The sequence below is a fragment of the Enterococcus pingfangensis genome (genome assembly GCF_005405205.1).
Lineage (GTDB): Bacteria > Bacillota > Bacilli > Lactobacillales > Enterococcaceae > Enterococcus_A > Enterococcus_A pingfangensis.
Map to the genome: position 1 here is coordinate 93,508 of NZ_BJDP01000005.1, position 15,955 is coordinate 109,462.

Consider the following 15,955-nt stretch of genomic DNA (forward strand, 5'->3'; position numbering starts at 1 on the left):
ACTTACCTCCACTTTTTAATTCTGCGATAAATAAAATGAGCGATGAGTTTCCAGCCCACCGAGTAGAGCGCGTAATCTAGCAAAAAGACGCGGCTAAATTGCTGCCAGTCTGTGATTGAAAAGAAACGCAAATGCCCCATGATCCCAATAAACCCAAGACTCAATAACAGACCGCTGATGATCGGTACACAGATAAAAAGATTCACTTGTTGCTTCAACACCCTATGCTGTTCTTTTTGCCGCATCCCTAGTTGATCTAATAACTTCCTTTGTGCTATCAAACTGCGCTGTTCACTTTCAAATTTCGCTATTAAGATCCCCGCATTCATAAAGACACAAACAACTAATGTAAAAATTAACAGCAAGACTTGCAGCTGATTTTCAGTGACCACATTATTTCTCCGCTGGCTTCTTTCATACACAGGCTTGATCGTCGTATCCCAACGCTGATCATCTTCATATTTTTTCTGCAAAAAGGTCAGCGACGTCGCCAGTTTTTTATCACCGTCAATCAAAAATAATTGGTTGGGCTGTTTTTCTTGAACCAATCCGCCGAATTCCTCATCGGAAAAGACTAGGATATTCTCTTGCAATCCGCGTTGGAACATTCCCGTCAAGATCAAACGTTCTTGACTTTTGATCTGACGCATTGGAAAAATCAAATCGACATTTGTTGTATTATACTGTTCCAGCGGCGTCCCGACTCGCAGACGTGGACGTATACTTTGCGGATCCCAATCGATCGGCTGCCCGCGGATACTGATTGCTTGTTGGTAAACAACATGCCATTGCCCTTTTTTCAAATTTAAAGGTCGCTTATCCAAATGCTTTGCCTGCCGTAATTGTTGATACGTTGATTCAGATATTCCAATATGCTGACCTTGGATAAACATCACCGGCCGCACCGTTCCAAAAACTTCCCATTCAGAATCACCATCAACCGACGTTACAGGAAAGAAAGGATATTTTTCCCACGAAACCTCGGCACGATCCAGGACAGTTTCAACTTGCTGGACTTCGGGTCGTTTGACTTTGGCCACTAATTCATAGGGAAATAACTCCGCGGCTGTGGTCAACTGAAAAGTCACTAAACGCGGCAAGAAGAACCCAGTTGCTAAAACTTGCAACAAAGCAGCTAAGATCAATACCTTGATGCTTTTATGAAAACGATAAAACAAATCAGTGCGGGAAAGTAATAATGCTTGTTTGCCGCGATTATGTTTGACGTAAAGCCCTCCGACACCAAAAAACAGTCCCCACAAGGCGATGATCAGCGGACCGATCACTAATACTGTCTCAGTTGACTTGCGCCGATCGAACCACCAGAAAGTAATCGCTAATGCAATTAAACCAATCAGTAAAAACCACGGCGTTAAACGCTGATTTGGGTGATCAGATTTTGCAGATGCTTGGGGGCTGAATTGAAGTAGCCGCACGATTTTTTCTTGATGGAAAGCCATCGCAAGAATTACTAACCCCGCATACAACAGCAATGCCCAACCAAAACCGCTCCCTTTAGTGATCAATAAGCTAAGTATCCCGCCAAGCAGAACACCGGCCAACGCACAAAAACTAAATTCCTCCAGCAGCATGGTCAAAAAAGTTCTTTTGCGAATCCCTAACTGAATAAATAAATTCATTTGTTTTGCTTTAAAGTCGATATACAATCCATCCATAAACGATAAAAACAATAAAAACAACAATAAGAGGATTCCACCAGATTCGATAAAGATCCGCAAAAGGCCGGTCTTATCAAAAATTGCGTCTTGCGTGTGCGTGTGACTAAATTTTTGATACGTGAAAAAGAGGATGACTAACGCAAAAAAGGTCACAGCATTCGCAAAGATCAATAACCAGTAATTTTTCTGATAATAACGAAAATTTTTGCGAATGATCTGATGAAACTCCGGCGGATAGTTGCCTGGAAAAGCTAAGCGTCGTTGGCGATCTGCTTTGTAGGCTTTTTCTTTTTCCTGCAGCTTCGCATACTTTCGATCACGTTCGATCTTATCTTCCAAATACCGATTCAAAAGAAATTCTACTGCACAGACGATCAAGATCAGTCCCAGCCAAATACTGCTGGAATAAAACTGGATAAAAATTAGATAGAAAAAGATCGTAAAATACAACCAAGCCGTTTTAAATGATTGCAACCACCCAATTCTCCGCTGAAATTTGATAAGTGCGGCATCGAACACATAGAGCACGGTCAAAAGTAAAAAAATCCCTGTACCGACTAAAACACCGATTCCGGCAGCAAATTCTGTTTGCCAAAAACCAAGAAAATCCCCGCTCATTAAACTATCGAGCCAGACACCGATCAAACTAAACGACTGATTTTTTCCGCCGATTAGTTTAAGAAACACAGTGATTGCTAAAATCCCATAACCGGCGATGATCGAAATCCGGTCCATTCTTTTTTGCATGACACCCACCCCAATGATCTTTTCTACTTATTATCATAGCAGAAGACGACCATTCTGAAAGCGTTTCTTCAAATTCCTTTGAGCCGTAAAAAAATTTCAACGGATTGAAATGAACACTTATAACTTTTCCGACATACCCATTCAAAGAAACAACTAAAATAAATCATGGTCTGACTAAATTTGACTTAGCTCTTCACAAACTGCAAGAAGTTGGATTAGCAACTCACAAAAAAATAGGTACCCCGCGTGGAGTACCTAGTGGATAGAACTATTTTTTAGGTGTTTCAAATAATGGACTAACTGGTTTGTTTTCGTGGATACGCTTGATCGCATCACCCATTAATTCACCAACACTGATTTCGTCGATTTTATCGATTTTACGTTCATTAGATAAGTAGATCGAATCTGTCACAACTAAATGTTCGATCGCTGAATCTTGGATCCGCTGCATTGCTGGACCAGATAAAACAGGATGCGTACATGAAGCATAGACTTGTTTTGCGCCAGCTTCTTTCAAAGCATTTGCGGCTAGTGTGATCGTACCCGCTGTATCGATCATATCATCGATGATGACACAAGTTTTGCCATCGACTTTTCCGATAATATTCATTACTTCGGCAACGTTCGCTTTCGGACGACGTTTGTCGATGATCGCGATTGGTGCTTTCAAAAATTCTGCCAATTTACGTGCGCGCGTTACGCCGCCATGGTCAGGCGATACGACAACAACATCATCACCGTAAATTCCTTTTTCCAAGAAATAGTTAGCGATTAATGGTGCACCCATTAAATGATCCACAGGGATATCAAAAAATCCTTGAATTTGAGAAGCATGCAAATCTAAAGTCAATAGACGTGTTGCGCCAGCTTTTTCAATCATATTGGCAACAAGTTTAGCAGTGATTGGTTCCCGTGCACGTGCTTTACGATCCTGACGGGCATAACCGTAATATGGCATTACAACGTTGATTGTTTTTGCACTCGCCCGTTTTAAAGCATCAATCATAATCAAAAGTTCCATTAAATTATCATTTACGGGACTACTTGTTGACTGAACCACATAGACATGACAGCCACGAATACTTTCTTCAATGTTTACTTGAATTTCACCATCGCTAAATTGGTTCACTGAACTTTTTCCTAGCTCAACACCAACTTCTTCGGCAATTTTCTCAGCTAAGTGACGATTTGAATTCAAAGCAAAAATTTTCAATCTTGGATCAAAATAATGTTTCGACATGGGGACCTCCACTTTCTTTTTAAACATACGTTATCGATTATATACCATTTCAAATAAAATACTAGTCATTTCCATTTAAGAAATCAAGAGATTTCCCTTAGAATGGCAAACGGCTGGCATAGCCGGCTTTATTTATTTGACGCGCGCGTGCGATCGCCATATCACCAGCAGCAATATCTTCTGTGATCGTCGAACCCGCTGCCGTCACGCTGTTATCTGCGATCGTGACCGGTGCGATAATATTTGTTCCCGAACCGATGAAAACGTGGTCGCCCACAGTCGTATGATGTTTGTTCTTGCCATCGTAATTGACAAAAACAACGCCGCAGCCGACATTGATATCCTTGCCAAGTGTTGCATCCCCGACGTAAGTTAAATGACCGACTTTAGTGTTTTCACCAATCGTCGCTTTTTTAACTTCAACATAATTACCGATGTGCGCATTTTCGCCGATTTCTGCTTGCGGACGTAAATGGGCATTCGGACCAACATCCGCATTTTTGCGTACGATAGCTTCTTCTAAAACAGACGCTTTGATCTCTACTTCATCTTCAATCGTGCTGTCCACAATTTTTGAATGAGCTCCGATGATACAATCAGAACCGATCACGGTATTTCCTTGGATCAGTACACCTGGTTCAATGATCGTGTCTGAACCGATCTCGATGCCGGCATCAATATACGTCGTTGCTGGATCAATAAACGTCACACCGTTGACCATATGTTGGCGATTGATCCGGCGGCGCATGATCTCATTAGCCGTAGCTAAAGCGATTCGGTCGTTCACACCGATTGATTCTTCAAAATCATCTGTTTGATAGGCTGCAACTGTTTGCCCTTCATTTTTTAAAATCTCGACGATATCCGTTAAATAATATTCGCCTTGCGCATTGTTCGTGCCGATTTTTTCCAACGCCGCAAATAACTGTTCATTATCAAAACAATACGTTCCCGTATTGATTTCTTGTACACGTGCTTCTTCGGCTGTCGCGTCTTTTTGTTCGACGATTTTTTTCACGATGCCGACATGGTCACGTAAGATTCGGCCATAACTGGTTGGATCATCTGCATGAGCCGTCAAGATCGTCGCACTCGCTTTTTTCCCTTGATGATAATCAAATAGATTGTTCAACGTCTGCGTTGTGAGCAGCGGTGTATCTCCGCTGATAACTAAGGTCGTTCCTTTTTTTCCTTTTAAAAATTCAGCGGCTTGCATGACCGCATGCCCCGTTCCTAATTGTTCCGCTTGCAGTGCATATTCGCTGCGCTCGCCCAACTGCTCTTTGACCATTTCCGCACCATGACCGACAATCGTTACGATCTCCGTCGGCTGCGTCTCGATTACTCGTTCAATAATATGTTCCACCATCGGCTTTCCTGCAACCGAATGCAAGACTTTATATAACTTTGATTTCATTCGGGTCCCTTTACCCGCTGCTAAAATAATCGCATAACGATTTTCCAAAAGAAGTCACTCCTATTTCAATTTAGTGGAAATAATTTTTCGAAAAAAACTATCTCTGATTTTCATTCCCTATATCCTTCTACTAACGTACTAGAAGTACGAAGTAGAACTGGCACCCTATTTCGATTTAATGATTATTTACTTTTGTCTTTTATCATTTTACTAGCCTGACGCAAAAAAGGCTAGCCGGTCAGATTCTCTGTAAAAAATCCAACCAGCTTAGCATTTCTTTTAGCTATTTATCAAAGCAGTTGCCAGGAACAACCGTAATTGTTTTTGTGCTTGTATCAACATCTTGCACAAATAATAATGAATTATAGTCGTCAATGGCACGTTCACCTTTAAACTTTGATTCAGCAAAGACCGTAATCCCTACAAGTTCTGCCTCAAATTCTTCAATCAAGCTCTTCATGCCGTTGACGGTCCCGCCGCCTTTCATGAAGTCATCCACGATCAAGACTTTTGAGCCGCGTTTCAAGCTGCGTTTTGACAATTCCATTTTTTCGATTCGCTCAGAAGAGCCTGAAACATAATTCACACTAACTGTTGAGCCTTCCGTGATTTTAGAATCACGTCGAACGATCACAAACGGCGCATTCAAATAATAAGAAACGGCTTGGGCGATCGGTACACCTTTCGTTGCAACCGTCATAACAGCATCAACTTTTTTGTCTAAATATTGAGCCGCAATGATCCGACCAACTTTACGTAATAAGTCGGGTTGTCCTAACATATCAGATAAATATACATACCCGCCTGGCAATAAACGGTCTTCCTCCGATAGACGTTCGGCTAAAGATTCGATATATTCTTGCGCCTCTTCGTCCGTAATACTCGGTGTAAAAACGACACCGCCGGCAGCCCCAGGAATCGTTTCTAAAAATCCCGTTCCCCGTTCTCTGAAAGTCTTCTTGACAATGGCCAAATCTTCACTGATTGAAGATTTCGCCGAATCATATCTGGCCGCAAAAAAAGTCAATGGGATCAAGTCATGTGGATGATCCAATAAATATTGTGTCATGTCGATCAATCGTTCGCTTCGACGCACTTTCACGTAATTCACTCCTATTTCATTTTAGTATAATTATTTTTCAGCACGAAAAATAATTTTGATTTCATCGTCTGTCATGGCTTTCCTCATGCGAGCAAAGGGCAGTGACAACACATTCTGATTTATCGTTTCTCATTATAAGGGTTTAGTTGACAAAATTCGAGCATTTTCTCATTTTTAAGTTGAAAAGTTCGTAGTTTATTAATTATTCTACAAAAAAAGAGGAAAAGCTTTCGCTTTCCTCTATTTTTGTGCTTGTTTTCGTTGAATCATTATCCGTAATTGTCGAATTCCGTTGAGTATTAAGAACAATAAGATAAAACCAAGCGTGATTGTCGCTCCTGGCGGTGTATCTAAATAGTAAGAACTGGTCAATCCGCCGATCATCCCAACGAATCCAACAAGGACGCTGACTAAGATCACGATATTAAAACTTTTTCCTACCCGCATACCAATCGCTGCCGGCAATACCATGATCGCCGAGATCAATAAAGCTCCAGCAATCGGAATCATGATTGCGATCGCGATTCCAGTCACCACATTAAAAATCATCGACATCATGCGAATCGGCAGTCCATCTACGGCGGCGATATCTTCATCAAACGTCAATACGTACATCGGACGCTTGAACAATAAGAATAAGATGCCGACTAAAACAAATAAAATCCCTAGAAAAATAACTTGTTGCTGGGTAATTGTTACGATCGAACCAAACAAATATGATTGGATGCTGACTGCGGAATTCCCTGGTGCCAAACTCATCAACACCAACGCGACAGCTAACCCAGCCGCCATCAAAATCGCGATCGATATCTCAGAATAAGAGCGGTACATATTTTGCAAATATTCCATAATGATCGCCGCGATCACAACGACGAGCAAGGTAGTTCCCGTAGGATTCAAATTCAAGAAAAATCCTAACGCGACCCCAGCCAACGAAACGTGCGACAATGTATCTGCCATCAAAGACTGGCGGCGAATAACTAAAAAGACTCCCAGCATTGGTGCAATCCCAGCAATAAAAATTGCTGCTAGGAAGGCTCGTCTCATGAACTCATATGAAAGCAACGCCATTTAGAATTCTCCTTTCGCACCAATCGGATATGACGATCGATATATTTCTTTGTATCTTCATGATCGTGAGTGATCATTAAAATACTTTTTCCATGTGCATGGGCACTATGTCGCAACAACTCATAAAAATCATTCCGTGACTTTTCATCCATCCCGGTTGTCGGTTCATCCAAGATCAACAAATCAGGATCTTTAGCGAATAAACGCGCCAAACTGATCCGTTGTTTTTGTCCACCGGATAATTCTCCAACTTTTTTATGACGCATGTTCCACATATCCACTGATTCTAAAGCTTTTTGGACATGTTCATGGTCGCGTGCTGATAATTTTTTAAACCATTTGCCTTGCGGATAACGCCCGGATGATACCAGCTCCAAAACTGTGCTGGGAAAACCCGCGTTGAATGACGCTACCTGCTGCGGGATATAGCCGATACTCAATTTTTTCCCTTGCGCATTTTTTTTTGCAATCGTTACTTTCCCGCTGCTTGGTTTTAATAAACCTAATGTCGCTTTTATCAATGTTGATTTTGCGGCACCATTTTCTCCAGTTAAAATGACGAACTCACCCGGATCTACATGATAAGACACATTTTCTAAAACCGGTTCGTTGTCATAATAAAACGAAAGATCTTCCACCTCGATATACGACATTTTCGTCTCTCCTTTTTCCTGCTAATGTCGTCTTTTTCAATGAATAAAAAAGACCACTATCGTCAAGCCGTATACCATTCCTCTAAGTATACTGACTTTGATTATTTCTATTTTTGTAAAAGATTATTGGCTTTATTCATCGAACAAAGAGGAACTGGCATCCTTTTTCCTACTAATGTCGTCTTTTTCAATGAATGAAAAAGACCACTATCGTCAAGCTGTATACCATTCCTCTAAGTATACTGACTTTGATTATCTCTATTTTTTTGTAAAAGATTGCTGGTTTTATTCATTAAACAAAGAGGAACTAGCATCCTTTTTCCTACTAATGTCGTCTTTTTCAATCTTTGAGAAAGACAACTGTAGTCAAGTTTACCATTCCTCTAAAATTCTTGCTTGTCTTTATTAAGCTAACTCGCAAGCAATGATCGAATTTTTCTAGCGTAAAAATTCAAAAAATCTCGTACGCACACCATTCGACTAACCTTGCAAATGCAAGAGTCGAACTAGCGAAAGAGGAACTGGCATCCTTTTCCTGCTAATACTAATGAATGGCTTGCTTCAGCGCTGTCAGATTCTCACGCATAATGGAGAGATAATTTTCGCCAGCTTTGATTTGTTTTTCCGTCAAACTTTCTAACGGATTTAATACTGCTAATTTTACACCCGTTTCTTCAGACAGTGTTTCGGCAACTTTTGATGAAGCATTTTCTTCAAAATAGATTACTTCAACTTGATGATCGTCAACATAATGCTTCAATTCACTCAAACGACTTGGCGACGGTTCTTGATCTGGTGAGACCCCAGAAATCGCTTCTTGTGTCAAACCATATTGTTTCGCCAAATACCCAAAAGCCGCATGCTGTGTCACGAATGTTTTATTTTTCGCATCTTTAAAGGCTGTTTGGTACTCAGCATCCAATGCTTTTAATTCATCGATATAACTTGCAGCGTTCTTTTCAAATGCCGCTTGATCATCAGGATATTTTTTACTTAATTGATCACGAATTGTTTCAACTTCTTTGATTGCTAATGCTGGATCTAACCAAACATGCGGATCTAGTTCGTGTTCATGGTCGTGATCGTGATCCTCTTCGTCTTCATGATCATGTTCTGCGCCATCCATCAGCTCGATTTCTTTCGCAGCTTGAATGATCTTCGTCTTGTCAGTATCGATCGTATCAGTCAGGTTTTCTGTCCATGTTTCTAGTTCTGGACTATTATACACAAACACATCAGAATCTGAAATCTTTGCCAAGTCTTTGGCAGAAGGTTCAAAATCATGTGGTTCAGTCCCTGCTGGAATCAGCAGTTCCACGTCCCCTTTATCTCCCACTACTTCTTTGGTGAATTCATACATGGGATAGAAAGTCGTCATCACTTGAATCTTATCATCAGCTGATGCCTCTTTTTTTTCTTCGCTGCCGCAAGCGGTCAGCAAGATTGATACTAACACAGTTCCTAGTAAAAGTAGTCCTTTTTGCATTTTCATTTATCTACACACCTTCTCTTCGCTTTTTAAGACAAGATTTAATTTAACAGATGTTTTTCTATCCGTCAACACAAACCGTAAAATTTACGATTTAAGTCGTGATAAACGTGATAAACCGTAATATAGATGACATTTCATTCATATGTAGAACGAAACCTGTATCCGCTTAAAAAGTATATTCATGTTATTTAATTGTTAATTTATGCAAAATAAGGATTTATTTTTTTGAAACAGATCGCTTAAAAATACGGCAGTTTGTTGGGAACTTTTTTAATCGAACACCGCTATTATGGTCAGATCTTATCTTTTATATTTCGCTTTGATTAAGCAGTCTATAAAAAAAGCAGACCCACAGGATCTACTTCAACGTCCGAACAAGATAGACTTCCTCGCAAAAACCTTTTAACGCATTGAATACATGTTTAGCGCGCGAGTATTTATGACACAAGGCATAAACCGTAGGACCGCTGCCGCTCATCATTGCCGCATCCGCGCCATATTTCAGCATTCGATCTTTCAACTGCTGGATAACCGGATGCTTTTTGATTGTCACGACTTCCATCGAATTGCCCAAGTTTTCAGTCATCTTTTGATAATCATTTTCTTCAATAGCAGATACGAGCGCTGCGATATCAGGATGATACAAATCTTCCATCACGATCTTTGCAAAAATCGTTCGTGTCGACACACTCATCCGCGGTTTGACTACCACGACCCAACACTGGGGCATCGGTGCAAGCGGTGTTACTTTTTCGCCGAAACCTTCTACCAACGAAGTCTGACCATAAACACAATAAGGAACATCAGATCCAACCTCAGCGCCAAGACGAGCCAGTTCTTCGATCGACAACCCTAAGTCCCACAAACGATTGACCGCGCGCAAAGCCGCGGCTGAGTCTGTCGAACCGCCCCCTAAGCCGGCTGCCACTGGAATTTCCTTATGAATTTTAACTTGCAGGCCCTTTTTTATATCAAAACGTTCTTTGACTAATTCCAACGCTTCATAGACGTGGTTCTTTTTATCCGTGGGCAAAAAAGCCTTGTTGGTCTCAATGATGATTTTATCTTCAGGAATCTCTTCTAAGTACAAACGATCTGCCAGATCGATGCTCGCCATAACCATCGCCAACTCATGCAACCCATCCGGTCGTTTGCCTAAAATGTCGAGGCCTAAATTAATCTTCGCTGGGGCTTTCTCCATAATTTCCATTTTCTCACCCGTTCAAATTTTTCATTAGACGATTCTATCATAGCCCATAATAAATGTATAGATAATTCATTTTAGCATAGACGCTCCAAATAATTTGAATATTTTCAGCTGAGATTTTATTATTAAAGAAAGGGCTGTCATCAGCTCTGTAATATGTTCCAAATTTTTTAGTATGATCTGATTTCCATAAGATCCAAAAAATTATAATTTAGGAGGAATAGTGTATGAATTTACTACCGAAAAATGATTGGTTGGATGGCGAAGATTTAGTTGGGAAACTGATGAACACCTTTTGGGAAGATCGAAAAATGAGTGTCGATATTCGTGATTTGGATGATTCTTATGAAGTCAAAGCGGACTTGCCGGGATTTGAAAAATCAGAGATTGCCGTACACTACAACAATGACCTGCTTTCTATTGATGCCGAACATACAGCGGAAAGTGAAGTCAAAGACGATGGTCGTTTTGTTCGCAGAGAACGTTCCAGCAGTGCTTATCGCCGGCAATTTGTTGTCAAAGATATTCTTGCAGACCAAATCAACGCAAAATTTGAAAACGGCGTACTTACTTTGAAACTGCCCAAAGCTCCTCACGAAGAGAAAAAAGGTAGCTCTATCGCCATTGATTAGCAAAAAAAGACGAGCCACGGCTCGTCTTTTTAAAGTTCGATCATTTCTTCTGAAATGGTCACTCCTTTGTTTTTTCCCCGACCAATCAGCAGCAGCAACTGCAAAGCAGAAAATAAGAAGCTGCTGTCTTTCATATAAGCAAAGTAGCGCGGCCGCCAGCGATCGACATAGACGGTCTTTTCTTCTGCCACTTGTTGAAAAGCGTAGATTGAATGACCGTATTTATAGATCAAATTCATAATCCGCTCGCCTAAAAAGGCAAATGAAGTCTCACCGACTTTTGCTAACGGCGCCATTCCTTGATACACTTCCCGGTACCCTTGTTCTTTCAATTCATCCATCAAATGCAATTTCAAGAAAATCGGCAATTCATTAGGAACATCATTTCGAAAACGTAAAAGATCAAATGAAGCTTTTTCTTGGTTGACCGGTTGTTCAGTGATAAAGCCAACGATTCGATTCTGCGGATCTCGTGCGATCCCAACATTGCTAGTCTCGATATAGGCGCGGTCAAACAGTCCTACTGAGAAACATTTCTCTTTTTCCCCATTCAACCACTCATCTGAAATCTCTTCTAGTTCTTCAAAGACCTCTTCCGGCAATTTTTCAAAATAAATAAATTGATAACCTTCATTCGCCAAACGTTTGAATTCGAAACGGTCAGAAAAAACATCGTGTTCATGACGCGTGAAATCCGTGACTCCCGTCTCGCCGATTTTATCAAAATGAAAGCCCAAATCATGTAACAGCAGCACATATTTTTCCGATATCTTATAAAAAGCCAACTGATAACCAAGTCTATCGGCATGCTCCATAAAAGCAAATGTGGCGGCTTGCCATTTCTCAGGATTCCCCACCGGATCGCCTAATACGAAACATTTATTGGCACGTGTTTGGAAACCAAAAATGATTTGATCGTTCCCATTTTCTTGGTAATAAAAATACTGATATCCCGACACGCGTAAATAATGACTCGCCGGTGTTCCGCCGTAACGATTGATCAAATAATTGAAGCGTTTTTCATCCCAAAGATCGCCTAGTTTCGTCTCACTTTGCGTCAAATATTGATACAAAAGTGCCAAACATAAAATAGATAAAATCAAGCCGACTAATCCTGAAAACCAAATCTCGCCTGAAGGAAAAGCAAAATATTTGGTTGTTAAGCGTTCAGTACTCCAAATCTGACCGCTGTGATACCCTGCTACTGCGTAAAAAACAAATAGCAAGCCAAACAAAATGCCATCAAAAACTAGTGCGCCCCAAGAATAAACAAAGCGTTCGCGATAAAATTCCCGGCGCGATAGCCAAACGATCAATAAGATCACTAAGTACACGACGATCAGCCGAATCGATGCTGTTCGTGCGACAGTATTAATGATCCCAAAGATCAATAGCACGATCGTCGGCCAAAACGCCCGTTTTACTTTTTGTGAGATCCCCCGTGCAAAGCCTAGTAGTAAAAAACCGATCAATAAATTCAGTGTCTGATCCAAAAAATCAAAAGAAAACGGCAACAAGACTTGGAACAGCCGGCTGATGTTGGATAAATTAGTCAGTGTAGACAATAAGATCATCATGATTCCCGCGAAATAAACGGCACTGACCATGATCACATGGGCAACTTTTTGTGAAAGTACGCGCGGCAAATTATCAAAGTAGCGATTCATTTTAACACTCGTATTCGTCAAAAAGATCACGATCCCTGTGATAAAAGGAATCAGATAATAAAAGATCCGATAAAACAAGATCCAAACTACGGCGGTGCTTTGATCTAACCCGAGATGTCCGAGTCCTAAAATCATCATGACATCAAAGGTCCCTGCTCCGCCTGGTACCATCGTCAGCATTCCTAACCCAGTCGCAATCACAAACATCGGATAAACTTCACCGATATTCAATTCCACGCCCATCAAATAACCAACGACTAAAAAGACCATCAACGCGCCCAGCCATTGACCTAAAGAAGCTAAATACAATTCAAAAATTTGTTTCAGCCGAAATTCTTTGAATAGCGTGCGGCGGCGGCCATAAACTAAACCAAACAGCAGCGGTGCAAATGCTCCACCGGCTAGCAACCAAAAACGATAGCGGACAAATGAATTTTCCGTTCGAAAAAACAGCAGGTCTAAAGATGTGATAAATGCCATGATCGAAAGTCCCGCTAACATAAAAATAGCGATCTTAGAGATTACAGCCAAGACTTTTTTCTTTTCCATCCCTTTACCATAAAAACTTGAACGCAAGCTCACACCAACGACCCCGCCAAAACCGGCTAAGTTATTGATCGTATTCGTAGTCCAAGCAGAAACGAACCACTCTTTGCGGTTCATCCGCGGCCGTCCCGCTGATTCGAGTATCGTGATCGCCACATGATCATACAAAAGCATGGGCAGAACACCGCACAGCCCGATTCCGAACATACTGAACAAAGCAATGTGATCTTGTTGCTGAATTGTTTGCCAAACTGTCTGCCAGCTCATCCCATGGGCAATATTTTTCACTTGATTGGCAACGAAAAATAAGACAATTCCGAAGAATATAATTTTGAGCAAGGTGGCATAACGTTTAAACCAGCGACTGATTGTCGTCATCCTTCTACTCCCATTCTTTTTTCTTATAATCTATTTTAAATGAATTCTTGTTTTGAAGCTATTCTTTTAAATTTAGCTCCAGCAAAAATAATTCGCTCTTCTGATTCAAAGCGGACTGAACGAATCCCCGAGACTCCAGCAACAAGAAAAAGAAATTGTGATAGCGGCGAGCAGCTATCAGAACTAAAAAAGCCGTTCTGCGAATTGCTGCTAAAATTTTTGTGAGATTTCAGCTTATTTTTTGAAGTTTGAACACCTTTATTCGAAAAAAAGGATGTGACAAGACTTTTGTCACACCCCTTTTAACTACAAATGTTTAAGAAATCGTTTAAATTAATTTCTTTTCAAAGCTAAATGCTTCTTTTCACAACTAGTTTATTTTGCGTAGTCAGTTGCTCGTGTTTCGCGAATAACGACCACTTTGATGTGTCCTGGATAATCCAATTCATCTTCGATTCTGCGACGAATATCGCGAACTAAACGAGTCGTATCTAAATCAGAGATTTCTTCTGGTTTGACCATGACACGAACTTCACGTCCAGCTTGAACAGCGAAGCTTGAATCCACTCCATCAAAACTATTTGAAATATTTTCTAAGTTTTCTAAACGACGGATGTAGTTTTCTAGCGACTCGCTCCGTGCACCTGGTCTAGCAGCAGACACTGCATCCGCAGCGGCAACTAAAACAGAAATAACTGAAGTTGCTTCTGTATCTCCATGGTGAGAGGCGATCGCATTGATCACAACCGGATTTTCACGGTATTTAGCGGCAAGTTCTGCCCCAATCTCAACGTGTGAGCCTTCGATCTCGTGATCCAGTGCTTTACCGATATCATGTAGCAAACCTGCCCGTTGCGCTAACTGAACATTTTCGCCGAGTTCTGCGGCTAAAACGCCTGTCAATTTAGCAACTTCAATCGAGTGATTCAACACATTTTGACCATAACTGGTACGGAAATGCAATCGGCCTAAAATCTTGATCAAGTCTGGATGCAAGGTGTGGGCGCCCACTTCAAAGGCCGCTTGTTCCCCGTATTCGCGAATACGTTCATCCATTTCTTTGCGAGATTTTTCAACCATTTCTTCAATCCGAGCCGGATGGATCCGACCATCTTGAATCAATTTTTCCAATGTCATCCGGGCAATTTCCCGTCTGATTGGATCAAAACCGGATAAAACAACCGCTTCTGGTGTGTCATCGATGATCAAATCGATTCCCGTCAACGTCTCTAATGTGCGAATGTTACGGCCTTCACGTCCAATAATGCGACCTTTCATCTCATCATTTGGCAATGTGACTACCGAAACAGTCGTTTCAGAAACAGCATCCGCACCGCAACGTTGAATCGCCATCGCCAAAAGATTTTTCGCTTTGCGATCCGCTTCTTCCTTAGCACGTTGTTCAGATTCCTTGACCATAACAGTTAACTCATGATTCAATTCCTCTTCAGTCGTCTTCATGATTATTTCTTTTGCTTCATCTTTCGTTAAAGCAGCGACGTGTTCCAATTTTGTTTGTTGTTCTTCAATTAGTTGTTCTACATCTTTTTCTCGCTCGTCAATTAATTGCTGTCTAGCACTGATTTTTGTTTCTTTTTCTTCCAGTGAGTGCTCACGCTTCTCGAGAGAGTCGTCTTTACGATCTAAAGTCTGTTCTCTTTGAAGCAAGCGATTTTCTTGTGATTTTAATTCTTGTCTGCTTTCTTTCAACTCACTTTCAACTTGTGCGCGATACTGCTGGTTTTCTTCCTTGGCTTCCAACAAAGCTTCTTTCTTCAAGGTTTCCGCTTCTTTATTTGCATGCGTAATGATTCCTCTAGCTGTGTTTTGTGCCCCATCAATTTCCTTTTCATGACGTGCTTTCGCTGCCATGAAACCCAAACCAAGACCGACAATTAAACCGATGATAGCGAGGAGAATAGGAACTAACATTAAATCCACCTCCGTACTATCTTATTTACCTATCTGTAGTTTTTTGATAAACGAATGTCAAATTATCAATATGCCTACTTGCATATGTGCTTGTCACACAACTTTATTCTAATGTTTGTCTGATAGCGTGTCAACTTTATTTCTCTTTTGACGCTTTCAGCAATGCACGGCTTCCGTTTAGCGTAAAATAGT

11 protein-coding genes are annotated in these 15,955 nt (G+C 40.9%); 1 reads left to right on the plus strand and 10 read right to left on the minus strand.

Going from position 1 to position 15,955, the window contains the following annotated elements:
• Positions 1 to 2 precede the first annotated feature (2 nt).
• The 8 genes from FFM63_RS03445 to ispE all read right to left on the minus strand — a co-directional run bounded on the left by FFM63_RS03445 (position 3) and on the right by ispE (position 10,611).
• Positions 3 to 2,426 carry a hypothetical protein gene (locus FFM63_RS03445; RefSeq protein WP_137608933.1) on the minus strand — a complete coding sequence of 808 codons (2,424 nt, stop codon included), beginning with the start codon at positions 2,424 to 2,426 and terminating at the stop codon, positions 3 to 5.
• 268 nt (positions 2,427 to 2,694) lie between these two features.
• Positions 2,695 to 3,666: a ribose-phosphate diphosphokinase gene (locus tag FFM63_RS03450; RefSeq protein WP_137608934.1), complete on the minus strand. Its 972-nt coding sequence runs from the start codon at positions 3,664 to 3,666 to the stop codon at positions 2,695 to 2,697.
• Positions 3,667 to 3,763: 97 nt separating this feature from the next.
• Positions 3,764 to 5,131, minus strand: coding sequence for a bifunctional UDP-N-acetylglucosamine diphosphorylase/glucosamine-1-phosphate N-acetyltransferase GlmU (glmU, locus tag FFM63_RS03455; RefSeq protein ID WP_137608935.1), 1,368 nt, complete (start codon positions 5,129 to 5,131; stop codon positions 3,764 to 3,766).
• A gap of 235 nt (positions 5,132 to 5,366) precedes the next feature.
• Entirely contained in the window at positions 5,367 to 6,185 is an 819-nt protein-coding gene (gene purR, locus FFM63_RS03460) for a pur operon repressor (protein WP_137608936.1), read from the minus strand.
• A gap of 240 nt (positions 6,186 to 6,425) precedes the next feature.
• Positions 6,426 to 7,256, minus strand: a complete 831-nt coding sequence (locus FFM63_RS03465) for a metal ABC transporter permease (protein WP_137608937.1) — start codon at positions 7,254 to 7,256, stop codon at positions 6,426 to 6,428.
• Positions 7,229 to 7,909 carry a metal ABC transporter ATP-binding protein gene (locus FFM63_RS03470; protein ID WP_137608938.1) on the minus strand — a complete coding sequence of 227 codons (681 nt, stop codon included), beginning with the start codon at positions 7,907 to 7,909 and terminating at the stop codon, positions 7,229 to 7,231. Before FFM63_RS03470 ends, FFM63_RS03465 begins: the two co-directional genes overlap by 28 nt.
• 544 nt (positions 7,910 to 8,453) lie before the next feature.
• Positions 8,454 to 9,401, minus strand: a complete 948-nt coding sequence (locus tag FFM63_RS03475) for a metal ABC transporter substrate-binding protein (protein ID WP_171000187.1) — start codon at positions 9,399 to 9,401, stop codon at positions 8,454 to 8,456.
• 358 nt (positions 9,402 to 9,759) lie between these two features.
• Entirely contained in the window at positions 9,760 to 10,611 is an 852-nt protein-coding gene (gene ispE, locus FFM63_RS03480; RefSeq protein ID WP_246033278.1) for a 4-(cytidine 5'-diphospho)-2-C-methyl-D-erythritol kinase, read from the minus strand.
• A 224-nt stretch (positions 10,612 to 10,835) separates the two neighbouring features.
• On the opposite strand from ispE, the gene FFM63_RS03485 reads away from it, so the two are divergent.
• Complete coding sequence (locus FFM63_RS03485) at positions 10,836 to 11,240, plus strand: Hsp20/alpha crystallin family protein (protein WP_137608939.1); 405 nt, start codon at positions 10,836 to 10,838, stop codon at positions 11,238 to 11,240.
• 29 nt (positions 11,241 to 11,269) lie between these two features.
• Here the strand turns inward: FFM63_RS03485 and mprF are convergent, their stop codons facing one another.
• Complete coding sequence (mprF, locus tag FFM63_RS03490; RefSeq protein ID WP_137608940.1) at positions 11,270 to 13,831, minus strand: bifunctional lysylphosphatidylglycerol flippase/synthetase MprF; 2,562 nt, start codon at positions 13,829 to 13,831, stop codon at positions 11,270 to 11,272.
• Positions 13,832 to 14,206: 375 nt separating this feature from the next.
• Entirely contained in the window at positions 14,207 to 15,763 is a 1,557-nt protein-coding gene (rny, locus tag FFM63_RS03495; protein ID WP_137608941.1) for a ribonuclease Y, read from the minus strand.
• Positions 15,764 to 15,955: the final 192 nt, after the last annotated feature.

What these genes read in the sequence shown, in the direction of transcription:
- FFM63_RS03470 (WP_137608938.1), bottom strand. Translation starts at nt 7,909, where the DNA reads ATGTCGTATATCGAGGTGGAAGATCTTTCGTTTTATTATGACAACGAA.
- FFM63_RS03465 (WP_137608937.1), bottom strand. Translation starts at nt 7,256, where the DNA reads ATGGCGTTGCTTTCATATGAGTTCATGAGACGAGCCTTCCTAGCAGCA.
- mprF (WP_137608940.1), bottom strand. Translation starts at nt 13,831, where the DNA reads ATGACGACAATCAGTCGCTGGTTTAAACGTTATGCCACCTTGCTCAAA.
- FFM63_RS03450 (WP_137608934.1), bottom strand. Translation starts at nt 3,666, where the DNA reads ATGTCGAAACATTATTTTGATCCAAGATTGAAAATTTTTGCTTTGAAT.
- FFM63_RS03445 (WP_137608933.1), bottom strand. Translation starts at nt 2,426, where the DNA reads ATGCAAAAAAGAATGGACCGGATTTCGATCATCGCCGGTTATGGGATT.
- FFM63_RS03475 (WP_171000187.1), bottom strand. Translation starts at nt 9,401, where the DNA reads ATGAAAATGCAAAAAGGACTACTTTTACTAGGAACTGTGTTAGTATCA.
- rny (WP_137608941.1), bottom strand. Translation starts at nt 15,763, where the DNA reads ATGTTAGTTCCTATTCTCCTCGCTATCATCGGTTTAATTGTCGGTCTT.
- ispE (WP_246033278.1), bottom strand. Translation starts at nt 10,611, where the DNA reads ATGGAAATTATGGAGAAAGCCCCAGCGAAGATTAATTTAGGCCTCGAC.
- FFM63_RS03485 (WP_137608939.1), top strand. Translation starts at nt 10,836, where the DNA reads ATGAATTTACTACCGAAAAATGATTGGTTGGATGGCGAAGATTTAGTT.